Source organism: Flavobacterium sp. ZT3R18, assembly GCF_007097385.1.
Taxonomy (GTDB): domain Bacteria; phylum Bacteroidota; class Bacteroidia; order Flavobacteriales; family Flavobacteriaceae; genus Flavobacterium.
In genome coordinates this window covers 1-26,291 of record NZ_VJZS01000001.1, presented here as the reverse complement: position 1 = coordinate 26,291, position 26,291 = coordinate 1, and the positions used below count along the sequence as shown (strand labels likewise).

Genomic DNA, 26,291 nt, shown 5'->3' with positions numbered 1-26,291 from the left:
TGCAAATCTAAAATCTACACTCTAAAATCTAAAATCAATTGAATACATTACAAGCTATCATCCTTGCCATCATAGAAGGAATCACTGAATTTTTGCCCGTTTCTTCTACTGGGCATATGATTATAGCCTCCTCCTTTTTTGGAATTGCGCACGATGATTTTACAAAACTTTTTACCATTGTTATTCAATTGGGAGCTATCCTATCGGTGGTAGTTTTGTATTTCAAACGCTTTTTTCAATCCTTTGATTTTTATTTCAAATTATTAGTAGCCTTTATTCCAGCTGTGGTTTTTGGATTGCTTTTTAGCAAAAAAATTGATGCTTTACTAGAAAACCCAGTAACAGTTGCCGTCTCTTTATTGATAGGTGGTATCATTTTGTTAAAAGTAGATGAATGGTTCAACACCCCAAACGCCTCCGAAAGTACTCAAGAAATCACTTATCTGCAAGCCCTAAAAATCGGTTTATTTCAATGTCTTGCCATGATTCCAGGTGTTTCCAGAAGCGGTGCATCCATTGTTGGAGGAATGTCTCAAAATCTATCTCGTACCTCAGCTGCTGAGTTCTCTTTTTTCCTTGCTGTCCCAACGATGCTTGGTGCAACAGTAAAAAAATGTTACGATTATTATAAAGATGGATTTGTATTGTCAGACGACCAAATCAATTACTTAATTATAGGAAATGTGGTTGCCTTTATTGTAGCACTTTTAGCCATTAAAAGCTTCATCGGCTTCTTGACAAAAAACGGGTTTAAAGTTTTTGGTTATTACCGCATTATCGCCGGAATTGTATTATTGGCGATTCATTATTTCATTCATCCTCTGACCGTAATTTAATGACAACCGAAGATTTTTTAAACGGTCAAATTCTCTTAATTGACAAACCTTTGCACTTTACTTCTTTCCAAGCAGTAAACAAGCTCAAATACGCACTTATCAACAAAGCCGGATTGCCCAAAAAATTCAAGATAGGACATGCGGGAACTTTAGATCCATTAGCTTCTGGATTACTGTTAGTTTGTACTGGGAAGTTCACTAAAAGAATTTCCGAACTTCAAGGTCAAGCCAAAGAATACACTGGAACTTTCTATATTGGAGCTACGACTCCGTCATACGATTTGGAAACCGAAATCGACCAAACATTCCCAACAGAACATATCGATGAGGCCCTCATACACGAAACCGTAAAACAGTTTTTGGGCGAAATTGACCAAAAACCACCTATCTTTTCGGCCATAAAAAAAGACGGAATACGCTTATACGAACACGCACGTGCAGGGGAAACGGTAGAAATTGCTTTTCGAAAAACGACCATTCACGAATTTGAAATTACCAGAATTGCACTTCCCGAAATCGATTTTAGGGTAGTTTGCAGCAAAGGGACTTACATACGCTCCCTCGCTTTTGATTTTGGCAAAGCCATGAATTCAGGATCGCATTTAACGGTTTTGCGTCGTACAAAAATTGGCGATTACAATGTGAATGATGCTATAGATGTGAATGATTTCGAACAAAGCCTAACCCTTCGATTGTAATCAAAAAATAAAAACACATGACAAATACGAAGCTGAATTTGCGATGTGTTTTTTTTGGGCAAAAATTAAAGAAGTGTTAATCCATACTCTTTTCCCAACTTGCCTATGCTATTGGTTAATAATGAGTGGCACTTTCATCTCCAAATAGCAAATGCGATAAATAATCATAAAACTTCTCAAATAGCTTTTTCATAACGATGCTTTTTTTTAATTGTTAAACAATATTTAAACACGCCAATAAAAAAAGTAAATCAAAATAATAGATCTGGTTAGCAATCACTAATTTACACTTTTTTTAATACAAAAAAAATAAAAATAAAAAAACTTATAATTTATAGATTGCTTTAAAGCTTTTGCATCATATCTATAACTTCATTTTGTGTAGACAAACCTTTGTCGTGCAAATACCACATTTGCAATTGTGTTTTAGCCTCTTCATCTACAATTCCAAATTGTTCTTTGTAGTTTTTAATTAAATCTGAAGCGCCTTTTGGTCTAGGCCCCCAATGATTACAAACCTTACCCGATACTTTATCAATAATAATAAGTTTTGGAATGGCTCTAGCTCCATTGGTCAAAAAATGATTCATTACATCATCGTTCAAATCACGGAAAACGATTCTCAAATCTATTTTGTCAGATTCAACAGCCATTTTATTTAATATCGGTAGAATCTGTGCGGCATCTCCACACCAACCTTCGGCGATCACCAACCAAATATATTCACTTTCTAAAGCTTTTAGTTTGGTGCTAATTTCAACGGGAACGGTTATGGTTTTATCCAAACGTTTCAAGCGGGCTTCGTTCAACGTACTGTAATGCAACAGAGCGTCGGACTGCTCATTGCCTGTTGACTTCCCTTCGGACAACAAATCAGATACTATTTTTCTATACTCTGGATAGGAATGACTATTAAACAACGCTTTGGCTACTGAACTTTTCATAGGTGTTTTGCTTTTTATTTTTTTAATGGAATATGTAATTCGCATATCATCATTGGTGGTTGCGGCCAATTTTTGGTCATGCTCATTTCATAGGTAGATTATTTCTTAGCAAAAATAGTAACACTGTTCCTTTAAAAAAGTGATAAAAATCACTTTACCAAAAACAAAATGCATATTTTTATAAAATGGACAGCAAATCAAAATCAATAGGATTAATATTATCCGGAGGTGGGTCAAAAGGCATCGCGCATGCCGGTGTTTTACAATTTTTGGAAGAAAAAAATATCGTCCCGACTCAAATTGCAGGATCAAGTGCAGGATCAATTGTTGCGGCACTATACGGTAGTGGAAAGTCGCCAGGGGAAATTTTGGAATTCTTTAAATCCATATATTTTTTTCATTGGAGACATTTCACCTTCTCAAAAGCTGGATTGATCGATTCAGAATCATTCAAAGAATATTTCTACACCATTTTTAAGGACACTACTTTGGCCGAACTTAAAATTCCTGTTCATATTACTGCAACCGATATGATTAGAGGACGATCAAAAGTATTTGGCCCTGAAACAAAAACAATCGATGCAATTTTAGCATCATCCTCTTTTCCAGGAGTAATGTCTCCTTATGAAATTAAGGGCAAATTATACAGTGACGGAGGCATTCTCAATCATTTTCCAACTGATCTTTTACAAGAAAAATGCGACACTTTGATTGGTGTTTACGTTAGTCCGATACAAAAAATAGAAGCCCAAGATTTAACTTCCATAAAATCCGTCACCGCTAGAGCCTTTGATCTATTCTCAGCCAATTCTAGCATACACAAATTTGATCATTGTGACTGGCTGATAGAACCCGAAGCGCTATCGCTGTATAGCACATTTGAAACTAGCAAAGTTAAAATGGAAGCTATCTTCAATATCGGATATGAATCGGCCAAAAAATCATATAAAAAACTTAATTTGAATATTTAAGTAACTCTATTTTCAAAAAAAACAGAATATGTCTATATTTGCACAAATTAGGCAACATTGAACCCAATCGGTGGTGCAATTTACTTTCGACAAACGAAGGGAGACCTTAAAAAATAAAAACTAACTAATGAAATACAAAAGAATCCTTCTAAAATTAAGTGGCGAAGCTTTAATGGGTGATTTACAATACGGAATTGACCCGAAACGATTGGCCGAATATGCCGATGAAATCAAGCAAATTCACTCAAAAGGAGTAGAAATCGCTATAGTAATTGGTGGAGGAAACATTTTTAGAGGGGTTGCTGGAGCCAGTGCAGGAATGGACAGAGTGCAAGGTGACTATATGGGAATGCTTGCAACTGTCATTAACGGAATGGCATTACAAGGCGCTCTTGAAGAAAAGGGAATGAAAACTCGTTTGCAAACTGCCTTAAAAATGGAATCAATTGCAGAACCTTACATCAAAAGAAGAGCCGATCGTCACTTAGAAAAAGGAAGAATCGTGATTTTTGGAGCAGGAACTGGAAATCCATATTTCACAACAGATACCGCTGCCGTTTTGCGTGGTATCGAAATTAATGCTGATGTGATTCTAAAAGGAACTCGTGTAGATGGTGTTTATGATTCTGATCCTGAAAAAAATGCTTCGGCCGTAAAGTTTGATTACATTTCATTTGATGATGTATTAAAAAAAGGATTAAACGTAATGGACACCACAGCCTTTACTTTAAGCCAAGAAAACAAATTACCAATTGTAGTTTTTGACATGAACAAAATAGGAAATCTATTGAAAATTTGTGAAGGACAAAATATAGGAACAGTAGTAAATATATAGTCTTCAGTCGCAGTTTACAGTCGCAGATGCGTGGCTAAACTGAAAACTGAGACCGAAAACTGAAAACTAAAAAAATTATGACAGAAGAAATTGAATTTATATTAGATAGTACCAAAGAATCTATGACAGGTTCTATTGAACATTTAGAAAAAGCATTTTTAAATATTCGTGCTGGAAAAGCATCACCAGCCATGTTGGGTAGTGTTTTTGTAGATTATTATGGATCAGCATCCCCGCTTTCTCAAGTTTCAAAAATTAGTGTACCAGACGCAAGGACGATAACACTTCAACCTTTTGAAAAAAACATGTTGCATCCTATCGAAAAAGCGATTATGATTGCCAATCTTGGATTCAACCCCATGAATAATGGAGATTTGATTATCATAAGCGTTCCACCTCTTACAGAAGACCGAAGACGTGAATTGGCCAAACAAGCCAAAGTAGAAGCTGAAGACGCCAAAATTGGAATTAGAAATGCTAGAAAAGACGCCAATGCGGATATCAAAAAACTAGAGAAAGACGGAACTTCGGAAGATATTTGTAAAAGTGCCGAAGAAGAAGTTCAAAACTTGACTAATTCTTTTATTAAAAAAATAGATGAGCATTTAGCTGTCAAAGAAGCCGAAATCATGAAAGTTTAGACTTTTATTCTACATAAAATTAAATCTGTCTTGTTTTTTGGAGCGAGACGGATTTTTTTATTACTATTTTTGTTGTAACAAAATGTATTCGAACACGTTTTGACTTAAATCGTTTTTATGAAGCACTTTTTTTTACTGTTCTTCTTTTTTACGCTTTCGCTTCAAGCGCAATTTCAAGTAAACGGAATTGTGAAAGACGCTTTAACAAAAAAAACACTGCCTTTTGCAACAATAAGCACCAATGAAGGTACAAACACGGTATCTGATGTGGATGGGAAATTTAGCATTACCGCTCAAAAAGAAATAACGGCTCTTCGAATTTCTTACGTTGGTTACTTACAAAAAACGATTCCCATACAAGACAACAAATCATACTACAGTGTTTTTCTTATTCAAAAAACAGACGAACTCCATGAAGTGCTTGTTTCTAATAAAAATCCTGCATTAGAAATCATCAAAAAAACAATTGAAAACAAAAGAAAAAACAACCCCTTAGAGAAGCTTAGTAGTTTTGAATTTAAATCCTACAATAAACTGATTGTTACTGCAAACCCAGACTCTATAAACGGAAGCATAGACTCTGTTTTTACTACTATTCCGTTTGGAAAGAAATTCAAAAAAATAGACTCTACCGATTATAAATTCAAACAACTTATAAAAAAACAGCATCTATTTCAAACCGAAAAAGTTTCCCAATACCAATACAATGACAATAGAATAAAAGAGACCATTTTAGGAACTCGAATGGCAGGTTTCAAACAACCCGTTTACGAAGTACTTTCTTTTAGTTTGCAATCCTTTTCTATATACGACTCTAAATATGAGCTTTTTGAAACCAAATACAACAGTCCTATTGCTAAAAATGCGTTAGAAGATTACAACTATAAACTGCTGGATACAGTTGCTATCAATGGTAGAAAGACCTACATGGTTTACTTTAAAAACAAAAAGAAGAAAAAAGCAGCAGGTCTTGAAGGTGTCCTATATATCGACCAAAACAATTATGCCATTGCAAAAGCCATTATGCGCATCAAAGGATTACTTGACATTAGCGGCATTCATGAATTTCAATATATCCCTGGAGAAGATCTGTGGTTTCCGACTCAAAAAAAATTCAAAATCGTAAAAGGAGTAAATGATGATGATATAAAAATATTAGGTGGTACCATTCAATTTGACGGAGACATTGAAGAGGATCTAAAACCCCGAAAAAGGGTCGAATCAGATTATATTTATTTATTGTCTCACACCAATAACTTCGACTTTCAATACAATACTCCTGTGAAAATAAAGAAGCCAGTGGTTGCAATCGAAATAAAAGACGATGCCATAAACAGACCCGATAGTTTTTGGAACGAATATAGAAAAGATAGCCTAGACAGCCGAAGTCAAAAAACATACATCTCACTAGACAGTATTTCTATACAAAGAAGAGTAGAAAATCGATTGAATCTGGGTCGTAAAATCCTTAGCGGATACCTTCCGCTCCAGATTTGGGACTTTGATTTACGCAAAATAATAAGCTACAACAACTACGAAGGTATGCGCTTGGGAATAGGCGGTATTACAAATGACAAATTTTCTAGAAAATACCGCTTAGAAGGCTACACGGCTTATGGATTACGAGACGAAGCTTTTAAATACAATTTAGGAATAGGCACTCGTGTAGATAAATTTTCTAACACTTGGATTGGTGTGAGCTATACTGATGATCTTCGGGAAATTGCCAGTACAGATTATGCAATCGAAAAAAGAGCTTTCAAGATTTACGATCCTCGTTCCATCAATTTCAGTACTTTTTATAGATATGAGAATTGGAGAATTGCTGTTGAATCTAAAATCATACCTAAAATGGAAAGTGTTTTGGTATTTGCCAATACCTTTGTTGAACCAAAATTTGATTACACGTACAACCTCAACGGTACTTTATTCCAAAAATACACCCTGACAACAGCTACGATTTCACTAAAATGGAATCCCTACAGTGATTATATGCAAACGCCAACGGGAAGAATAGAAACTGACAAAAGGTTCCCGAAATTCACTTTTCAGCTTTCACAATCGATCCCCAATGTTTTGAATAACGATTTTAGTTTTACCAAAGTAGACTTTAAAGCCGAGTATCAAATAAAGTATTTAGACGGTCAAAGAACCTTTTTGCTATTTGAAGCAGGACGAGCCTTTGGAGATCTTCCACTCCCGCAATTGTATAGTGCTTCGCCTAATAATCTCAACAAAGAAACTGTTTTACAACGTATCACATTTGCTGGTAAAAACAGTTTTGAGACCATGTATTTTAATGAGTTTTTCTCCAGTGAATTCATGTCCTTTCAATTCAAACATGGCTTTAATAGAATCTTCCTTTTCAAAAAAATAAAACCCGCCATCGATTTTGTAACTCGAATGGCTTGGGGTAATATGAAAAACCCAGAAAACCATATAGGAATAGAGTATAAAACACTCAACAAAGGCTTTTTTGAATCTGGAATAGAACTCAACCAAATCTATAACGGCTTGGGAATTGGTGGTTACTACCGCTACGGTCCCAATCATCTGAGCAAATTTGAAGATAATTTGGCTATCAAATTGACTTTTATTTTGGATTTGGGGATTTAAAAAGGTTCTAAAGATTTTTATCTAAAACCTTTAGAACCAACATAAAAACATCTACGGCTTAATAATCAATACCGAAGGGGTATTATTGAGCCAAGGACTATGGGAATCAATTAGTTTTTTCCAACTTTCGAGGCTAATTATCATCAAATCCTGTTGTTCTAGAAATTCTTTTTTAATTATTCTTTCCTGCATCATCATAATGTGGTTGGGCGCTATTTGTTCTATCGAACGGACTGATTCTTGAATTTCTCTATTGTCTTTTATTTCTCCCAAAACATCCAAAACCGTTATTTGAGAACCATTATTGTGTATTAGTTTTTGAGCAAACTCCAACAAAAATCCATCTTCTTTATTAAAGATCGGCATAAAAACCCTATTGATCTCCTCCAACTCTTTGTCAACTAGAATTCCAACTGGCATTTTGCTATTGGCAATAATCTGTCTGGTTCTTTCATCAAAAGGAGAATTTTCGAACAGACCTTCTTTCCCCGTAATTTTATCAATCAAACGATCTGGATTGATGATTCGCGTTGTAAATCCTAGCACTTTTCCCAGTAATGTCCCCTCAAAAATAGATTGTCCCAAACCGACTAACAACAAATCATACTCGCCGTGATTCGCCGTCTCTGTTATCTCAGAATCAATATCGTTAGACACTTTAAAAAGGGTGACAATTTTTTGATTTAGATTTTCTGACTCGGAAATAACCGGCAAAAAGGTTTCCTTTTCATGATCTTTAACGTCAAAGGAATGCAACTCTGAACTTAATAATAGATGCATTGCCGTTACAATGGTATTTCCGCCTTGTTTCTTAACCAAACTGTTGGCTACTTTTAGCAAGGTTTTCCCTTTATCGGCTGAGGCAAAAGAAATCAGGATTTTATATTTACTTTTACTGCTTATCTCTTCTGGAATAATAGTCGGTTTTGCTCTAAAAACATAATTGATTAAATCCAAAGCAGGCCCAGTCATAAAAGTAGTCACCAAAGCCATAATTACCATCATCGTAAAAATTTGAGTTGACAAAACTCCTAAATCATACCCAATGTTCAGCACGACCAATTCCATCAAACCCCTTGTATTCATTAGTGCTCCAATAGACAGACTATCCTTCCAGCTGTGTCCTACCACCTTTGCCGCAAATGCACTTCCGAAAAACTTACCCACTACCGCAACCAGAATAATAAGCCCCGTAATTTTCCATAAATGAGGTTCATCAATCGATCCAATTTGGGTTCTTAAACCTGTAAAAACAAAGAACAATGGAAGCAAAACTATTACAGAAACGTCTTCTACTTTTTCGATAAAAATATTACGAAACTTGCTGTTTTCCGGCATAATTGCTCCAGCCATAAATGCCCCAAACAAAGCGTGAATTCCAATCAGTTCTGAAACGTAGGAAGACAGCAATAACGTCAAGAAGAAAATAGCGACAACGGGTTTATTCAAACTTTCGCGAGTGGCATTCAAGTCGCCTACTTTTTTTAGGAAAGGACGAACTAATTTCAACATCAATATCACATAAAATACAGCCATCGCCATAACATATAGCGAACTCATAAACGACCCCGCCTTTACAATGGCAATTACTGCTGCCAGAATACACCAAGCAGTGATATCATCGGCTGCAGCACAGGTAATCGCAATAGCTCCCAATTTAGTTTTATGAATTCCGCGTTCTTGCACAATTCTTGCCAAAACCGGAAAGGCTGTAATACTCATGGCTATCCCCAAGAACAAAGCAAAAGAAGTAAACTCAACTCCCGAAGGCGCAAAAGAATGATACATAAAATAAGCCAACCCTAAACCTAACGAAAACGGAATTATGATACTGGCGTGACTAATCACAACGGCATCATGTGCCTTATTTTTGAGTGCTTTCAAATCGAGTTCCATTCCTATCACGAACATGAAAAAGATTAGCCCTATTTGGCTTAAAAACTGTAAATTTCCCAACGAATCTTTTGGAAACAGCATTCCCGAAAATTCCGGAAAATACATTCCTATCAAAGACGGCCCTAAAACAATACCAGCTATGATTTCGCCAATTACGGATGGCTGTCCTATTTTTCTACAAATCCACCCAAAAAAACGGGCTACCAAAATAATGGTTATGATTTGTACCAAAAGAATGGCTAATGGATTTTGCAAATTGTGACTCATCGAAGTTATAAAATCACTCCAATGTCCTTTTCCTGATTGGTGAGAAACAATATTCTGCCCGATCTCAAGCATTTTCCCTTTTAGAATAATCCAATAAATCAAAACCGAAAACCCACCTATAATGGTCAAATAGAAAAAAGAATTTTTAATACTTCTCATACGACACTACTCTTTTAAATTAATTAATTTTCATGCAAATATGAGAACTGATTCTTGAGGTATAAAATGAATTCCAATCTAATTTTGGCTGAATGTAACAAGAGTACAAAACTTTGTAATAAGTTAGATTTTCACTTTCGTTAAAAAATCATTTCGATACGTTTCGCTTAAAACTAAGACTATAGGTTTCCCGTTTTTCTCATGAAGGGAGAGGGTAATTTCATTATGATTGAAAAACTGCACTGCCGATATTGCAATGATTTCTTTTTTATTCACTCTACAAAAATCAGCCTTGGGAAGCTGACTTAAAAGCGAGTCAAATTTTATATTTTTCAGTATCAAAAGATTGCCATCTGCAAGAAGTACCTCTTTGTCCCTGCTATCTGTCAAAGCCGTTTTGATGTATTGAATCTGATCAAAATACAACAATGACTTTCCTTTATCGGTATTCAGATGAATAAATTTCTTCGAAAGTTCAAGTTTATTGAACCGTTCTAAAGCTTTTGCAACTGCTTTCTCCAAACGTTCTTTCATAACGGGTTTAGTGATATAATCTACCGCATCAATATCAAATGCTTCGGCAGCGTAATCCTTGTAGGCAGTGGTAAAAATAACCAATTTATCTTTTAGCAAATTGGCCAAAGTCAGTCCATCAATTCCTGGCATTTCGATATCAGAAATACACAAATCGAAATCGAGTTTAGAGACTTCGTCCAGTAATTTTTGAGGATCATTAAAGGACTTTATAATTTCTAATTCTGGAATTTGTTCACAAAGCATTTTCAGATACGTCAGACCCGGTAATTCATCGTCCAGCAGTAAGCATTTGATTTTTGTATTCAAGCAGATTGATTTTTAAATGCGCAATATAGATGTCATTTTCAACAAATTTATCCAATTTGAACTGATTTTTGTATATAATATTCAATCGTTGTTCTAATGTCGTTGCGCCAATACCGCTACGTTCTTTCTTTAATGCTTTTTTCTCCGAAATTTTATTAGAAACCGTCAAATAGAAACAATTGTCTTTAAATTCAAATAGTATCGATATAAAAGCATCAGCACTTTGCAAATCGGCATGTTTAAAAGCATTTTCAATCAAATCAATCGAAATCAGAGGAGCCAAAAGATTTTGCTCATACAGCTTTTCTCCTTCATTAATCTTAGTTTTTACTTTCAATTCAAAAAGCGGACTCACTTTAATTTTGTTAATTTCAATAAGATTGAGAGCAAACTGGATTTCTTCTTTTGGAGAAACAAACTTTTTTTGACTTTCATACAAAATGTAATCCAAAACATTAGCCAATTTATCTAAAGCAAAATACGTTTGATACGCATGCGATTGAATCGAATTAAGAATATTTTTGAAAAGATGAGGATTGAGTTTGGATTCTAGTGTTTCCAACTGCAGATTATTTACTTTCATTTCAAGTAAATCAAATTTCTCTTCAACACTTTTCTTGGCTTTTCCAGATTCGATCAATCGGTAAACAATATAACAAAGCACACCAATAAATACCAGAATAATTACCAGCAACATATATACAATACTATTGTTTTCTTGTGTGCTATTCATTTTAATTTTGAATTAAAAATAGTTTAAAAAGAGCTTTTTTGTATTTAATGACTGGATACAAATTTCAACCCAACTATAGACGTTATTAAAGTAAATAAGAAGAAAAGTCTCCAGAAAGTAGCGGGTTCTTTGAATACAAAAATGCCAACTAAAACAGTCCCTACCGCTCCAATACCTGTCCAGACTGCATAAGCGGTACCAATTGGCAACGTTTGTGAGGCTTTATACAAAAGAGCCATACTAATAGAAAGTGCTATAAAAAAACCGCCCATCCACAAAGTAGATGTCATTCCTGAAGTTTCTTTGGCTTTGCCTAAACAAGTCGCAAAACCCACTTCAAAAAGGCCTGCGATGACAAGTAAAATCCAATTCATCTTTTTAAGGCTTAATAATCAATACCGATGGCACTCCACTCAACCAAACAGAGCGGGAATCTAATAAATCTTTCCAACTTTCTAAACTCACCATCATTAGGTCTTGTTTCTCTAAGAATTCCATTTTAAGAATAGATTCATTATCCAAAACAATATTAGACGGAAATTTTTCTTTTAAAGAACTGATAGCGCTTCCAATTACAAAGTTGGAACCAATATGACCGTTGATGTCTAAAAAGGTAACCGTAGCATCATTATTATAAATTAACTTTTGGGCGTAATCGATCAAAAAGGAGTCCTCTGACCAAAAAATGGGAACAAACACCTGATTTACTTCTTTTAAATCTTTGTCAATCAAAATTCCCAATGGCATTTTGGCTTTCAAAACAATTTGTCTCGTTCTTTCATCAAATGGGGAATTGGCAAACAAACCTTCTTTACCAGTAAACTTGTCTATTAATCGTTCCGGATTGATTATTCTTGTGGTAAACCCAATTACTTTTCCTAGAATCGTTCCTTCAAAAATAGATTTTCCCAGACCAACCAATAATAAATCATAATCCCCTTGATTGGCAATCTCCGTTATTTCGGTTTCTATATCAAGGGTAGCTTTAAAAATCGTAGTAATCTCTTGTTTTAAAATAATCGATTCTTTTACAATGGGATTAAAACTACTTTTCTCTTTATCGTCTATATTAAAGGGATGCATTTCGTCACTTAAGGACAAGTGCAAAGCGGTAATGCTGGCTTTTTCTTTCTGCTTTTTAATCAAACTACTGGCCAATCTCAAAAGGGATTTTCCTTTTTCGTTGTTTCCAAAGGAGATTAAAATTCGGTATTTATTATGATTGGTTTCATCCTCATGATCGGTTATATCATTCGTTTTAAAAATATAATTAATCAAATCTAAAGCCGGTCCCGTCATAAAAGTAGTAACCAATGCCATGATAACCATCATCGTAAAAACCTCAGGTGTAAGCACTTTAAGTTCTAAACCAATATTAAGAACAATCAACTCCATTAACCCTCTGGTATTCATCAAGGCCCCGATGATTAAACTGTTTCTCCAGCTTTGACCAACGAATTTTGCTGCCAATGCGCTTCCAAAAAACTTACCTACTACCGCCACGAGAATAATAAAACCCGTCACTTTCCATAAATAAGGATCGTTGATCAATCCTATTTCGGTTCGCAATCCTGTGAATACAAAAAACAAGGGAAGCAATAAAATAACCGAAACATCTTCTACCTTTTCTATAAAAACAGTCCTAAACTTGGAAACATCTGGCATAATGGCCCCCATCATAAAAGCGCCAAATAAAGCATGAATTCCTACAAGCTCTGTAGCATAGGATGAAATAATTAATGTTAAAAAAAAGATGGCAACAACTGGCTTACTCAAACTGTCTTTGGTACCATATAAATCCCCTATTCTTTTCAAAAAAGGTTTCACCAAAAAAATCATTAACAACACATACAGCAGCGCCAATGAAATAATATACAATGAACTCACAAAAGTTCCCGCTTTTACGATAGCGATTACCACGGCCAGTAAACACCAAGCAGTAATATCATCGGCCGCGGCACAAGTAATCACAATAGCGCCTAATTTGGTTTTATTCATGCCTCGTTCCTGTACAATTCTTGCCAATACCGGAAACGCGGTAATACTCATGGCAATTCCCATAAACAAACTAAAAGCTAGGAATTTAACTCCTTCTGGCGCAAAACGATTGTAAACAAAATAAGCCAATCCAATTCCTAAAGCAAAGGGTATCACTATACTGGCATGACTAATAACAACGGCTTCTTTCGCCCTGTTTTTCAGCACTTTTATATCCAATTCCATCCCGATAACAAACATGAAGAGAATCAATCCTATCTGACTCAAAAATTTCAAATTCACTAAGGAATCAACAGGAAAAAGCGCGCTGAAAAATTCTGGAAAATACATCCCTAATAAAGAGGGTCCCAATGCAATACCGGCTATAATTTCGCCAATTACCGAAGGTTGCCCAATTTTTTTGAAAATCCATCCAAAAAAACGAGCCACCAGTATGATCATTATGATTTGTGCCAATAAAATAGCCAACGGATCTTTTATATTATGCAACATCGATACCAAAAAATCTCCCCAAGAATCGTTGGTGACTATGGGAGTATGTATCGTTTTGGAAATTTCTAAATGTTTTCCTTGTAGTATAATCCAGTAGATTAGTGCGGAAAAACCGCCAGTGATAACCAAATAAAAAATTGTATTCTTGTAATTTTTCATACCTATAGCAGTGCGCAAATTAATTTTCAAAAAACAAAGATGAGAAAAACAAATCTATTAATAATAAAACAAATTTAAATAGTACCCGAAATTTAATCCCATCAACAACATACACCCAAAAAAAACTGCAAATCAAATGCTTAAAAAAGCAAAATAACTGTACGGGTTTGTGTAAATTTGCGGCGTTAAAAAGTTAGAAATGAAAAAATGGTTTAGTCTAGGGTTTTGGGAATTAATTGCTAGAGTTGTTCTTAAAAATAGAATACTAATGTTGTCAATAATTGCACTGATTACGGTGCTTCTGGCAATGCAATGGAAAAACATTCATTTTACCCATACCGAAGCCAACTTATTGCCCGATGATAATATTGTCAATATAGAATACAATGCCTTTCTTAATACATTTGGAGAAGAAGGGAATCTGATTGTCATTGGCGTAAAAAATGATGCCATTTTCACTCCAAAAGTGTATGCTTCTTGGGTTAAATTAATGAATACCATCAAATCAAACAAGGATGTCGATTTGGTTATTTCATTGAATGACTTGAAAAAACTACAAAAAAACGAAGCTCTTGAAAAATTCGAACTGGTTCCCTTTATTGACCAAAGCAAAACGCTGAACAAAGACTACCTTCGAAAAATAAAACACGAACTTTTTAACAATCTCCCTTTCTACGAAGGATTGCTTTTTAATAAAAGATCAGGAAGCATTCGATCTGCAGTTTACCTCGACAAGAAAATTGTAAACACTCCCGAGAGAAAATATTTCGTACTCAACCAACTGATTCCAGCGATAACAGCATTCGAAAAGGAAACCGATATAAAACTTCGTGTCTCTGGAATGCCTTATATTAGAACACTGAATGCGCAAACCATCTTAAAAGAAATTGGGCTTTTCATCGGAGCCGCTTTATTGATCACCTCTTTATTATTCTTTTACTTTTTTAGAAGTTTTAGAGCCACTATGATTTCGCTATTCATTGTAATCATTAGCGTAATGTGGTCTTTTGGAATTCTGGGATTGTTAAATTATGAGATTACGGTATTAACCGCTATGGTCCCCACCCTAATGATTGTTATTGGGATTCCCAACTGTATTTTCTTGACCAATAAATACCATCAAGAATACAAAATTCACGGAAACAAAGCCAAAGCTTTACAACGTGTAACTACCAAAGTGGGAATGGCGACCTTGATGACCAACGTAACCACAGCGATAGGATTTTTTACTTTTATTTCCTCGAACAACAAACTGCTAATCGAATTCGGGAATGTAACTTCCATCAACATTTTGATGCTTTTCATTCTCTGTATCATTACTATTCCCATTTTGCACAGCTATGCTCCTGCTCCATCATACAGGCATCTGGAACATTTGGACAGAAATTCTATCAAACTTTTCATGGATTGGATTCTAAGAAACGTGAAATACAACCGCTTTTCAATTTATGTGGTAGCCGTAAGTCTTTTAGTCATTAGCATAATTGGTATCTTTCAGATGCGTATTTCTGGAAGTTTAATTGAAGATATGCCGAAAAAAGAACCTTTTTTTAAGGACATTGTTTTTTTTGAAAAAGAATTTGACGGCGTGATGCCATTAGAAATAATGATTGACACCAAACGCAAAAAAGGAGTCCTGAAATTATCTACTTTAAAAAAAATGGATGAACTCCAAAAAACAATAGAAGAAATTCCAGAACTTTCAAAACCGATTTCGATTGTCAATCTGGTAAAATATTCCAAACAGGCCTATTACAACGGGAATCCTGATTATTACGATCTACCTACTTCACAGGAACAGGCCTTTATATTGTCCTATGCCAAAAATGCCACCAAGGATTCTAAAGAAAATTTGATGAAGAGTTATGTCGATGCTACAGGGCAAGTGGCTCGAATTACCACGTTTATGCGCGACGAAAGCGGCAGCAGAATCCCTATCGTTGAAGCCGAAATTCGCAGAAAAGCAGACATATTATTTCCTCCCGATCAATACAAAGTGATCATTACAGGAAAAGCATTGGTTTTTCAAAAAGGAACTGGTTATTTACTTAACAACCTACTTTCTTCTTTGGTATTTGCCTTTTTCTTGACGGCACTTTTGATTGCGTTTATGTTTCGCTCTTTCAAAATGGTGTTGGTTTCGATAATACCAAATCTCTTGCCATTATTGCTTACCGCAGGAATCATGGGCTTTTTGGACATTCCATTAAAACCTTCAACGATTTTGGTTTTCGGTATCGCGTTCGGTCTTTCGGTCGATGACACCGTTCGATTCTTGGCTCAATATAGAGAAGAACTAAAGAAAAACAACTGGAAAATCAAGAAATCTGTTTACGCGACCTTTGGCGAATCGGGTCTGAGTATGTTTTATACTTCTATCGTTTTGTTCTTCGGATTTTCGGTATTCATGCTTTCGAGTTTCGGAGGAACCATTGCCCTCGGAGGACTGATTTCACTGACTTTATTATTCGGAATGTTGTCTAATTTAATGTTACTACCAGCCTTGGTTTTAACCTTGAATAAAACGATTGCCAACGAACAGGAATTCATCGAGCCTAAACTTGAAATCCTCGAATACACCGACGAAGAAATTGATGATTTAGAGAAAAAGTAGGAGTTGCTTCAGAGAGTTCGCTTTTAAAAAAAGTTAGCCACCAATTGCACATCCGAGCGATAGCGAACTGACAAAGTAAATTTACACGAATAACCTTCTATTTTAATTTGCTTCGCCTATTCGCCTTTCAGACTCGAGTCACAAATTCTTAAAATAGATAAAAATTATGTTTCTAGCGAATTGATTTAACTCATCCAAACCCCGAATGGGGTGTAATGATTGTAGAAATATATAACATCGACAAGCGAACCCTGAAGGGGTGAAATTATTTATTCTCTAATTAAAAAATCATCCCCACATAAATTAATACCATAAGGTAAAAATACCACCCCTTCAGGGTTTTGGATCGGTGGAATTACTTATTTCTATAATCATGGCACCCCTTCGGGGTTTAGGATGGTTTATAATTTATCTTCGACACGAAATCTAATTCGAATACTCAATTAAAACGTTGCAACCCCAAAATTCCTAAATTACACCAATGTCTTAGCCCAGATACTCGAATTGCTCTCGCAATTATTTTTTGCTTTTTCCTTTAAAAAATAAAAGATATAGCGGATAGCAGGAAATAGCTTCCGATTACTCTATAACTCACAATGACAATTACAAACAAATCATTTATATTTGCAATTAGATTAAAACACCGATTTTTGTTTTAATCTAAAATCTGAACTCTAAAATCTAATATTAAAATGAGACACACAAAAGTTAAAGACTTACTAAACAGTACAACGACGTTACAGGAAATCAATGCAAAAGGTTGGGTTAGAACTTTTAGAAATAATCAGTTTATTGCTTTAAATGATGGTTCAACCATTAATAATATACAATGTGTTGTCGATTTTGAAAACACTCCAGAGGAAATTTTGAAAAGAATCACTACTAGTGCAGCGGTTTCTGTAACTGGCGACTTGGTAGAGAGCAAAGGTGCTGGTCAGAAATATGAAATTCAAGTTAAGAAAATTGAGATTCTTGGCGATTCGGATGCGGAGAAATTTCCAATACAACCCAAGAAGCACTCTTTGGAATTCTTGCGTGAAAACGCGCATTTGCGTGTGCGTACGAATGCTTTTGGAGCGATTATGCGTGTGCGTTCGGTTTTATCTTTTGCCGTGCACCAGTATTTTCAAGAAAAAGGTTTTGTTTATGTAAACACGCCGATTATTACCGGAACGGATGCTGAAGGTGCCGGCGAAATGTTTAAAGTAACTACTTTGCCTGCTGAAAACGCACCAAAAAATGAAGAAGGAAATGTGGACTTCAAACAAGATTTCTTTGGTAAAGAAACTTGCTTGACGGTTTCAGGACAATTGGTTGCCGAAACTTACGCTATGGCTTTAGGTCAAGTATATACTTTTGGACCAACTTTTAGAGCAGAGAACTCCAATACTTCTCGCCATTTGGCTGAATTTTGGATGATTGAGCCCGAAGTGGCTTTCAATGATTTGACTGACAACATGGATCTTGCCGAAGATTTCATTAAATATGTAGTAAAATATGCCGTTGATCACTGTGGAGACGATTTAAAATTCCTAGAAGGTCGTTTGACCGACGAAGAAAAATCAAAACCTCAGGCTGAAAGAAGCGAAATGCCATTGTTGGAAAAATTAGGTTTTGTAATAGAAAACAATTTCAAACGTGTTTCCTATACTGAAGCCATTGATATTTTAAGAGATTCTACACCTAACAAAAAGAAAAAATTTAGCTATATCATTAACGAATGGGGAGCTGATTTACAATCGGAACACGAGCGTTATTTAGTAGAGAAACACTTTAAATGTCCTGTAATCTTGTTTGATTACCCAGCGAACATCAAAGCTTTCTACATGCGTTTGAACGAAGACGGAAAAACGGTTCGTGCGATGGATATTCTTTTCCCTGGAATTGGAGAAATCGTAGGAGGTTCCCAAAGAGAAGAGCGTTTTGATGTTTTGGTCGAAAAAATGAAAGCCTTAGGAATCGACGAAGAAGAATTATGGTGGTACCTAGATACTAGACGATTCGGTTCTGCCGTTCACTCTGGCTTTGGACTTGGATTTGAAAGATTAGTACTTTTTGTAACTGGAATGACAAACATACGTGACGTAATTCCTTTCCCAAGAACACCAATGAATGCGGAATTTTAAAAAAGAGGTTATATAGTTTAGGAGTTTAGTTCATTCATTTTGGCTAAACACTCTAAACTAACAAAACGGTTATGTAGTTTAAAAGTTTAGAAAGTTTAGTTCTCTTTTTTGGCTAAACTCTCTAAACTAACAAAACGGTTATGTAGTTTAAAAGTTTAGAAAGTTTAGTTCTCTTTTTTGGCTAAACTCTCTAAACTAACAAAACGGTTATGTAGTTTAAAAGTTTAGAAAGTTTAGTTCTCTTTTTTGGCTAAACTCTCTAAACTCGTAAACTCTCTAAACTATCAAATATGCTAAAGCAGTTTTTAAATTTAAAAATATCTCAGAAATTATCTCCACAACAAATCCAGTTGATGAAGTTAATTCAACTGCCTACGCAAGCATTTGAACAACGATTGTTGGAAGAAATGAATGAGAATCCTGCTCTGGAAAGCGGAAAGGAAGAGGATGATCAACATGAAAAAGACGAATTTGACAATGAACAATATGACGATTATGATGATTCCGAAGCCGATAGAGTGGATGCTGAAGACATCAACATAGACGAGTATTTAAGTCATGACGACACTCCAGATTATAAGACTCAAGTCAACAATTACAGTGATGACGATGATGAAAGAGAAACTCCTTTTGCAGCTCCCGTTAGCTTTCATCAGGATTTAATCAATCAATTAAACACTTTTATATTAAGTGACGAAGAGCGTGATATCGCCGAATTTTTAGTAGGAAGCATTGATGACATGGGCTACATTCGCAGAAGTATTCCAGATATAGTTGATGACATGGCCTTTACCCAAGGTTTATATACCAATGAAAAACAGGTGGGCAAAATCCTTCACATCATCCATGAATTAGAACCTACAGGAGTGGGTGCTCGTGATTTGCAAGAATGTCTATTATTGCAATTAAAACATAAAACCCCAACAGAATCGGTTGATCTGGCCACGGCAATTATTGAACAACAGTTTGATGCTTTTGCCAGAAAGCATTACGACAAATTGATTCAAAAATTCAACATTTCCAATGAACAGCTCAGAAAGGCAATTCATGAAATAGAAAGACTCAATCCTAAACCAGGCGGATCATTTGCCGGAAATAATAAAATTACAGAAAATGTAGTTCCCGACTTTGCCATTCGCATTGTAGATGGTGAGTTGGAACTGACTTTAAATGGTAGAAACGCTCCTGCATTGCATGTTTCCAAAGACTACCAAGAAATGATGCAGACCTACAAGGATTCTAAAGACAAATCGAGTTCTCAAAAAGACGCTGTTCAGTTTATCAAACAAAAACTGGATTCGGCAAAATGGTTTATTGACGCCATAAAACAACGTCAAGACACTTTATATGTCACTATGAATGCCATTATGCATTACCAACGGGAATATTTACTCGATGGCGATGAAACTAGGATAAAACCGATGATTTTAAAAGATATTGCTGATATGGTAGGTTTGGATATTTCGACTGTTTCCAGAGTTGCCAACAGTAAATATGTCGAAACCCCTTATGGCACCAAACTGATCAAAGAATTCTTCTCAGAAGCCATGAAAAATGATCAAGGCGAAGATGTGTCTACTCTTGAAATCAAGAAAACTCTCAAAAACACCATCGAAGAAGAAGATAAACAAAAACCACTCTCAGATGATCTTTTGGCCGAAATCCTAAAAGACAAAGGATACCCGATTGCAAGAAGAACTATAGCAAAATACAGGGAACAACTAGAAATTCCAGTGGCTAGAATGAGAAAAAAAATATAAATTTGAAAAAGATACTACCTGCTTTCTCCTATATTTTTCATCCGATTTTCATATCGGTAATCGCTACTTTTCTCTATTTTTTATTTACACATTCTGATTTCAAAACAGCAGAAACTATTTTCATCTTTGTTCAAATAACAATACTTACAATATTTATACCTGTAGCATTTTATTTTATTTTACGTTCAATTGGCAAGATAGATTCCATTATGATTGCCAATATTAATCAACGTAAAATTCCCTTATTACTGCAATGCTTTATAATCATCCTATTGGTGCAAAAAAGTATAACTATCGAAAGATACGCAGCACTTCATTTCTTCTTTCTTGGCGCTTTGTTAAGTACCTTAACCGCTCTTGTCTTTTTGTTTTTTAACATCAAGGCTAGCCTGCACATGTTGGCAATTTCTTCTTTAACTGTATTTGTTTTCGGCTTGAACATTCACCATCAAACAAATGCTATTTACCTTGTTCTCTTTTTTGTTATAATCAATGGATTTGTAGCTTCTTCTCGTTTAGAAATGAACGCACATTCCCCAAAAGAACTTATAGTTGGTCTCTTGATTGGAAGTATTTCCCAATTGCTGTTGCTTTTTTTGTGGCTATAAAATATAAAACATAACTCCAATACTCAACGTATTCATTTGTATAGACTCATTATTGAGTTTTGCAGATGATTTAAAAAGAGAGTTCAAACCATAATAAGCATACAGATTTATAGTATTATAGCCCGCCGAAACATAAGCTCCGTAAAGAAAATTATTAAAATCTTTATTGTTATTAATGATTACTTTTGTTTGATCATCTTCATACACCGACTTGTCCAATAACAAATAACTTAGTTTAAAACCTCCATAAATCCTCCAAAACTTGTATACCTCTGGTGTTGAAGTACGCCATCTAAATTCAATTGGAACTTCTACTCGCAGTTGTTCGAATCTATTTTTACTATAATTAACATCAGAGGGTATGATACCATAAATTGGATTATTATTAGATCCTGTGATAGCCATATTTTGGATATAATTATTAAACGAAAAACCAACTCCAGAAGCAATTGCTACAGTTCTACTTTTATTCACCGGCATGTCTCTAAGAAATCCTGCAGAAAAACCAAAAGATATTTTATCTTGTGACAAACCACCTGGCTTATTTAAAAGTGAGTTGTAATTAATCCCTGCATAGAACTGATCCTCTCTATAAAGCGAATCTATTTTAATATGTAATGTGTCAATTGAAAATTCATTCCCTTGAGAAAAACCTTTAAAAAATGACAAAAAAAGGAAACAGCCAAGAAATAATCGCATATTACGTATTGAATTAAATTAAAACCTAAGACTTTCGATAGAATAAAAGTCAAAAATTAGTGCATTGCAATTACAAATATACCATTTTGAAAGTTTGGTAGTCCTTTTTAAAAATAAATAATACTAATGACAAAAAAATCCTTTCTCCCTGAGTAACTTCAGAGAGAAAGGACTCTAATAAACTAGATTCATTACTATTTAATCGAAACAATAATAAACTCGCTACGTCTATTGGCTTGATGCTCATCTTCTGTACATTTAACACCATCGGCACAATGATTCACCAATTGTGATTCACCATACCCGTTACCAATAATTCTCGTAGAGTCTATGCCATTTTTTACTAACCAAGCAACAGTGGCTTTAGCTCTTTTATCTGATAATTTCTTATTGTACTTACCGGTTTGTCGGCTATCTGTATGCGAACGAACTTCGATTTTCATCTCTGGAAATTCTTGCATAACTACTACTACTTTGGCCAACTCAAATGTAGCATCTTTACGAATGAACGACTTATCTAAATCAAAATAGATAATCGGGATGTCTAATGTTTTAGCCAAATCTGTCCCTACCACTATTGATTTGATACGTTTCTCTAACACCACGGAAAAGTCATTACTCCCAGTATAACTTTGGGTTTTAACGGAACCTTCTTTTGTTAGATACTCTTCTTTCTCTGTTCTTACATAATAAGTTTTCTCACATTCCACAGGAAAACTATAATATCCTTTTTCATCTGTTTGAGTAATTTGTAACGATTTAAAGTCATGATCAAACAAACTCATTTTGGCCCCAACCAGAATTTTACCCGATTCTAGGTCGGTTACAAGCCCAGATAACATTTGCTCACAGTCTAGTTTTTTGTCCTCTACAAATCTATAAATATCGTCATACCCTTTTCCTCCCTCTCTGTTGGACGTAAAAAAACCGTTTCTATTTTTGCTATTAATTAAAAAAGCGAAATCATCTTGATTACTATTGATTGGTTCCCCTACATTCTGTATTCCGTAGAATCTCTCATTTACATCAATTTTGGCAACATATACATCCAAACCACCTAAGCCTGGACGTCCATCACTGGCAAAATACAGTTCATTATCCGCCGAGATAAACGGAAACGTTTCTCTCCCTTCTGTATTGATTTCTGGTCCTAAATTTTCTGGTTTCCCGTATTTTCCGTCGGCAATAATTTTGACTCTAAACATATCCGATTGCCCTAAAGTTCCCGGCATATCTGAGGCAAAATACAATGTTTTCTCGTCTACACTCAAAGCGGGGTGAGCAACACTATAATTATCATTATTGAATGGCAATTCTGTTATAGCTGTCCAATTCCCTTCTTCATCCAAAGTGGCTTTATAGAGTTTTAATAAAGTATTTTTATAAGTATCTCTTCCTCTCTTGCCTTCCAGAAAATTGTTTCTGGTAAAATACATGGTTTTTCCGTCTTGGGTAAATACGGGTGTTGATTCATTAAACTTGGAATTGATATTGCGATCAAATCGTTCCGGTTTTCCCATTTCCCCATCTGGTTTCATCTCTGACCAATACAAATTGGTAAAGGATGCATTGGTCCATTTGAATACTTTCTTAGCAACACCTCCTGTATCTCTTGCAGAGGCAAATACTAATTTATTTCCTAAAAATGAACTTCCATAATCTGAGAAATTAGAATTCACGCCTGCATCTACCACTTGAAAGCGCCCGGAATTAGCTTTAATTTCTTCAAGGTAATTTTTATTATCCGCAAATAAAGTCCCTCTTTTATCATTGCCACTTTTGGCATTGAACTGCTCTAGCATTTGATCTGCTTTTATATAATTCCCATCCGATTTTAAGGCTTGTGAATAACGGTACAAATATTCTGGTTCTTGTTCCGGATACAAAGCAAAAAGCTGATCGTACCATTTTAGGGCTTCAGGTAATTCGGCTCTAAAGTAATAGGCGTTTCCCAACTTTTGAAACATTTTTTCATCTTGATATCCTTTCTCAGCTACTTTCTTGTAATTCTCTATGGCATCAACATAAGCATACCGATCATAATTCTTTTCGGCTTTGACAAGAATTGTTTTTTGAGCAAATCCTTGGAAAAAGAAAATGCACAAAAGTGGGCTATAAACTATATTGTTGACTTTCATAAACCTACGTTTTAGAAGAACCTCGGAGCAATTATTTGTTCAAATTTATTAAACAATTCGTATCTCAAAAAGATTTCGTGTGAACCTGAATTATAATTCGCCAACCCGGTAGTATCAAAATCATAACTGTATCCTATGAACCATGAATCACTGGCTTGAAATCCTACCATGGCACTCATAGCAGCACTCCATCGATAAGCCAGTCCGGCCACAAACTTTTCATTCATCATAAAATTAGCCGACACATCTACTTGCAATGGTGCGCCTTCAACATACTTAGTCTGCAATGACGGTTTAAATTTCACACTAGGACTTAATTCAAATACATATCCTGCTATCAAGTAATAATTAATTTTCTCGGCAGCAATGTGGCTTGTTGAACTCGATGTTGCCGATTTGTCAAAATGTACGGTTTCTATTAAATTAGGAGCAGATATTCCTACATAACCCTCATCCGAATGCAAATAGAATCCGATTCCAATGTTAGGAGAAAACTTATTATCTATATTTTCTTCAAAAATTTGATCTCCAGGGTATTGATCTAATTTGGTAAAATCGACGTTTAACAAATTGGCACTGGCTTTTAATCCAAAGGACATTTTATAATCCCCTAAAGCTGGTATGGTGTACGAGAAATCAACAGCTATATTATTCTCATTCGATGGTCCTATCTGATCATTTACTACCGACAAACCTAAACCTACTTTACTGTCGTTAATTGGTGTATTTATAGAGATCGAGTTCGTCACTGGAGCTCCTTCAATCCCCACCCATTGCCTACGATGAAGCGCAAAAATACTCATCGATTGTCTAGACCCAGCGTAGGCAGGATTAACCAATACCGTATTGTACATATACTGGGTGTATTGAGCATCTTGTTGTGCGGAACTGGTAATAGTAAAAAGCATTATTACCAACCCGATTATTTCTTTTCTCATGTGCGTTTTTTCTAAAAAGCATTTATTTTTTTAACATATTAGCAAAAATCAGACGAAAAACAATTTTACCGCAACGAACTTCATGCTAACATTCTAATTACGCGTATTACTTGCTAATATAAAGTACTATTTTTAAACCCATTAAATTCAAAATCTAATAGATTTAACTGATTCTATTTTCTATTCAAATACAAATAACCCGATTTCTCAAATGTCGAAGAGTTCGCATCTTTATATTTAAGCATATAAAAATAAGTTCCTACTGGTAACTCCTGAGACTTATCAACTGTCACACGACCTTCCGAAGTTCCTCTAAAAGCTCTGTCCTCATTATTATAATGCTCTCTCTCAAATACCAATACACCCCAACGATTATAGATCTCTACCGAATTGTCTGGATAACATTCTAGTCCTTGTATATAGAATCTATCATTTTGTCCACTTCCGTCTGGAGATACTGCATTGAATACTTTTATCACACATGTCCCAACGGGTAATACCGTTGGATTATCGTCTATCAAATTCGTATTGTCTGATTTATCTTCTACCACTTTACCATTTGGACTCGTGCCATACACCGTAGCTTGATTTGAGATAGACCCTAAATTAATATCCGCTTGTGTAATGACATATACTCCTTTAAAATTCGTAGTATTCGATTCTCCTACTGCCAATGTTATCGCTCCTCCTGTCATTACAACTCCAAGCAATGGATCTGATATAGTGATGTTGGTTAGCGGCACATTTCCTGTATTGGTTACTTCAAAACTATAGGTAATGGTTTCTCCTACTTGTCCATATCCATCTCCGTTTTCATCATTTAAATGAGCCGTTTTTACCAAAGCAATACTTGGTTGTTCTACAGACACATTAGCATCTAGAACCGTGATGGTTTGGCTTACGGTTGCAGATACATTTCCGCATGCATCGGTCGCTGCCCATGTTCTGGTTATTGCCGATCCTCCACTTACCGTTACTGTTGCATCAGTAAATGTGATTACTGGAACGCTGTCACAAGCATCGGTTGCCGTTGGCGCCGTGAATACTGGCACTGCTGGACTTGTAATTGTTATTGTTCCTCCTTGACCTGATAATACAGGAGCGGTCGTGTCTTTAACGCTGATCGTTTGAACAAAATCAGCACTCGTGTTTAAACAACCATCGGTGAAGTTCCATGTACGAACGCGAACATAAGCATTGGCACAAGTAGCGTCTGCCGTTGTGTTGTCGCTTACCAAAACCATTGTTGGGGTCGCCGTGCAGTTATCCGTGGCGCTTGGAGCTAATGCCAAAGCTGTAGCAAGTCCAGCAGCATTTGAA

20 protein-coding genes are annotated in these 26,291 nt (G+C 35.4%); 10 read left to right on the top strand and 10 right to left on the bottom strand.

From position 1 onward, the window contains the following. Window positions 1-38: 38 nt before the first annotated feature. Both FNW52_RS00100 and truB read left to right on the top strand, forming a co-directional pair. A complete protein-coding gene (locus FNW52_RS00100; protein WP_143375383.1) occupies window positions 39-836 on the top strand; it encodes an undecaprenyl-diphosphate phosphatase in 798 nt (265 codons plus the stop codon). Next, window positions 836-1,534, top strand: coding sequence for a tRNA pseudouridine(55) synthase TruB (gene truB / locus FNW52_RS00095; protein ID WP_143375382.1), 699 nt, complete (start codon window positions 836-838; stop codon window positions 1,532-1,534). The genes FNW52_RS00100 and truB overlap by 1 nt, the downstream gene beginning before the upstream one ends. A 344-nt stretch (window positions 1,535-1,878) precedes the next feature. Here truB and FNW52_RS00090 read toward each other — a convergent pair whose 3' ends face one another. After that, the gene (locus FNW52_RS00090) at window positions 1,879-2,478 is read right to left on the bottom strand and encodes a thioredoxin family protein (protein ID WP_143375381.1); all 600 of its coding nucleotides are present in this window, start codon (window positions 2,476-2,478) and stop codon (window positions 1,879-1,881) included. 185 nt (window positions 2,479-2,663) lie between these two features. Between FNW52_RS00090 and FNW52_RS00085 the strand changes: the two genes are divergently transcribed. From FNW52_RS00085 to FNW52_RS00070, 4 genes are all read left to right on the top strand, one after another. Continuing rightward, a complete protein-coding gene (locus FNW52_RS00085) occupies window positions 2,664-3,449 on the top strand; it encodes a patatin-like phospholipase family protein (protein ID WP_143375380.1) in 786 nt (261 codons plus the stop codon). A 127-nt stretch (window positions 3,450-3,576) separates the two neighbouring features. Beyond that, complete coding sequence (gene pyrH, locus FNW52_RS00080; protein ID WP_143375379.1) at window positions 3,577-4,284, top strand: UMP kinase; 708 nt, start codon at window positions 3,577-3,579, stop codon at window positions 4,282-4,284. A 77-nt stretch (window positions 4,285-4,361) separates the two neighbouring features. Beyond that, entirely contained in the window at window positions 4,362-4,925 is a 564-nt protein-coding gene (frr, locus tag FNW52_RS00075) for a ribosome recycling factor (RefSeq protein ID WP_143375378.1), read from the top strand. A 117-nt stretch (window positions 4,926-5,042) separates the two neighbouring features. Further along, entirely contained in the window at window positions 5,043-7,541 is a 2,499-nt protein-coding gene (locus FNW52_RS00070; protein WP_143375377.1) for a DUF5686 family protein, read from the top strand. Window positions 7,542-7,592: 51 nt separating this feature from the next. Here FNW52_RS00070 and FNW52_RS00065 read toward each other — a convergent pair whose 3' ends face one another. The 5 genes from FNW52_RS00065 to FNW52_RS00045 form a co-directional block, all read right to left on the bottom strand. Next, window positions 7,593-9,863 (bottom strand): cation:proton antiporter, encoded by a 2,271-nt coding sequence (locus FNW52_RS00065; protein ID WP_143375376.1) that lies wholly within the window; start codon window positions 9,861-9,863, stop codon window positions 7,593-7,595. 123 nt (window positions 9,864-9,986) lie between these two features. Continuing rightward, a complete protein-coding gene (locus FNW52_RS00060) occupies window positions 9,987-10,706 on the bottom strand; it encodes a LytTR family DNA-binding domain-containing protein (protein WP_143375375.1) in 720 nt (239 codons plus the stop codon). Beyond that, window positions 10,669-11,439 (bottom strand): sensor histidine kinase, encoded by a 771-nt coding sequence (locus tag FNW52_RS00055; protein WP_255515422.1) that lies wholly within the window; start codon window positions 11,437-11,439, stop codon window positions 10,669-10,671. Before FNW52_RS00055 ends, FNW52_RS00060 begins: the two co-directional genes overlap by 38 nt. Window positions 11,440-11,483: 44 nt before the next feature. After that, window positions 11,484-11,813 (bottom strand): multidrug efflux SMR transporter, encoded by a 330-nt coding sequence (locus FNW52_RS00050; protein ID WP_143375374.1) that lies wholly within the window; start codon window positions 11,811-11,813, stop codon window positions 11,484-11,486. A 4-nt stretch (window positions 11,814-11,817) separates the two neighbouring features. Continuing rightward, complete coding sequence (locus tag FNW52_RS00045) at window positions 11,818-14,088, bottom strand: cation:proton antiporter (protein ID WP_143375373.1); 2,271 nt, start codon at window positions 14,086-14,088, stop codon at window positions 11,818-11,820. A gap of 199 nt (window positions 14,089-14,287) precedes the next feature. On the opposite strand from FNW52_RS00045, the gene FNW52_RS00040 reads away from it, so the two are divergent. From FNW52_RS00040 to FNW52_RS00025, 4 genes are all read left to right on the top strand, one after another. Then, window positions 14,288-16,702: an RND family transporter gene (locus FNW52_RS00040; RefSeq protein ID WP_143375372.1), complete on the top strand. Its 2,415-nt coding sequence runs from the start codon at window positions 14,288-14,290 to the stop codon at window positions 16,700-16,702. A 692-nt stretch (window positions 16,703-17,394) separates the two neighbouring features. Next, on the top strand, window positions 17,395-18,828 hold the full coding sequence (gene asnS / locus FNW52_RS00035) for an asparagine--tRNA ligase (RefSeq protein WP_143375371.1): 1,434 nt from the start codon (window positions 17,395-17,397) through the stop codon (window positions 18,826-18,828). Window positions 18,829-19,118: 290 nt separating this feature from the next. Then, window positions 19,119-20,588, top strand: coding sequence for an RNA polymerase factor sigma-54 (gene rpoN / locus FNW52_RS00030; protein WP_143375370.1), 1,470 nt, complete (start codon window positions 19,119-19,121; stop codon window positions 20,586-20,588). 2 nt (window positions 20,589-20,590) lie between these two features. Continuing rightward, window positions 20,591-21,196, top strand: a complete 606-nt coding sequence (locus FNW52_RS00025) for a hypothetical protein (RefSeq protein ID WP_143375369.1) — start codon at window positions 20,591-20,593, stop codon at window positions 21,194-21,196. On the opposite strand, the gene FNW52_RS00020 is transcribed toward FNW52_RS00025, so the two are convergent. The 4 genes from FNW52_RS00020 to FNW52_RS00005 all read right to left on the bottom strand — a co-directional run. Beyond that, window positions 21,191-21,895 (bottom strand): porin family protein, encoded by a 705-nt coding sequence (locus FNW52_RS00020; protein WP_143375368.1) that lies wholly within the window; start codon window positions 21,893-21,895, stop codon window positions 21,191-21,193. The two genes, FNW52_RS00025 and FNW52_RS00020, sit on opposite strands and share 6 nt — an antisense overlap. 194 nt (window positions 21,896-22,089) lie before the next feature. Further along, window positions 22,090-24,033, bottom strand: coding sequence for an OmpA family protein (locus FNW52_RS00015; RefSeq protein WP_143375367.1), 1,944 nt, complete (start codon window positions 24,031-24,033; stop codon window positions 22,090-22,092). A gap of 11 nt (window positions 24,034-24,044) precedes the next feature. Continuing rightward, window positions 24,045-24,971, bottom strand: a complete 927-nt coding sequence (locus FNW52_RS00010) for a type IX secretion system membrane protein PorP/SprF (RefSeq protein ID WP_143375366.1) — start codon at window positions 24,969-24,971, stop codon at window positions 24,045-24,047. 173 nt (window positions 24,972-25,144) lie between these two features. Continuing rightward, window positions 25,145-26,291 (bottom strand): gliding motility-associated C-terminal domain-containing protein (locus FNW52_RS00005; RefSeq protein ID WP_185965883.1); only part of this gene is annotated, 1,147 nt, incomplete at its 5' end.

Excerpts from the sequence above, each read along its gene's own strand:
- FNW52_RS00020 (WP_143375368.1), bottom strand. The coding sequence starts at position 21,895 with ATGCGATTATTTCTTGGCTGTTTCCTTTTTTTGTCATTTTTTAAAGGT.
- FNW52_RS00050 (WP_143375374.1), bottom strand. The coding sequence starts at position 11,813 with ATGAATTGGATTTTACTTGTCATCGCAGGCCTTTTTGAAGTGGGTTTT.
- pyrH (WP_143375379.1), top strand. The coding sequence starts at position 3,577 with ATGAAATACAAAAGAATCCTTCTAAAATTAAGTGGCGAAGCTTTAATG.
- FNW52_RS00055 (WP_255515422.1), bottom strand. The coding sequence starts at position 11,439 with ATGAATAGCACACAAGAAAACAATAGTATTGTATATATGTTGCTGGTA.
- FNW52_RS00085 (WP_143375380.1), top strand. The coding sequence starts at position 2,664 with ATGGACAGCAAATCAAAATCAATAGGATTAATATTATCCGGAGGTGGG.
- FNW52_RS00070 (WP_143375377.1), top strand. The coding sequence starts at position 5,043 with ATGAAGCACTTTTTTTTACTGTTCTTCTTTTTTACGCTTTCGCTTCAA.
- FNW52_RS00090 (WP_143375381.1), bottom strand. The coding sequence starts at position 2,478 with ATGAAAAGTTCAGTAGCCAAAGCGTTGTTTAATAGTCATTCCTATCCA.
- FNW52_RS00015 (WP_143375367.1), bottom strand. The coding sequence starts at position 24,033 with ATGAAAGTCAACAATATAGTTTATAGCCCACTTTTGTGCATTTTCTTT.
- FNW52_RS00045 (WP_143375373.1), bottom strand. The coding sequence starts at position 14,088 with ATGAAAAATTACAAGAATACAATTTTTTATTTGGTTATCACTGGCGGT.
- FNW52_RS00040 (WP_143375372.1), top strand. The coding sequence starts at position 14,288 with ATGAAAAAATGGTTTAGTCTAGGGTTTTGGGAATTAATTGCTAGAGTT.
- FNW52_RS00065 (WP_143375376.1), bottom strand. The coding sequence starts at position 9,863 with ATGAGAAGTATTAAAAATTCTTTTTTCTATTTGACCATTATAGGTGGG.
- frr (WP_143375378.1), top strand. The coding sequence starts at position 4,362 with ATGACAGAAGAAATTGAATTTATATTAGATAGTACCAAAGAATCTATG.
- asnS (WP_143375371.1), top strand. The coding sequence starts at position 17,395 with ATGAGACACACAAAAGTTAAAGACTTACTAAACAGTACAACGACGTTA.
- truB (WP_143375382.1), top strand. The coding sequence starts at position 836 with ATGACAACCGAAGATTTTTTAAACGGTCAAATTCTCTTAATTGACAAA.
- rpoN (WP_143375370.1), top strand. The coding sequence starts at position 19,119 with ATGCTAAAGCAGTTTTTAAATTTAAAAATATCTCAGAAATTATCTCCA.
- FNW52_RS00010 (WP_143375366.1), bottom strand. The coding sequence starts at position 24,971 with ATGAGAAAAGAAATAATCGGGTTGGTAATAATGCTTTTTACTATTACC.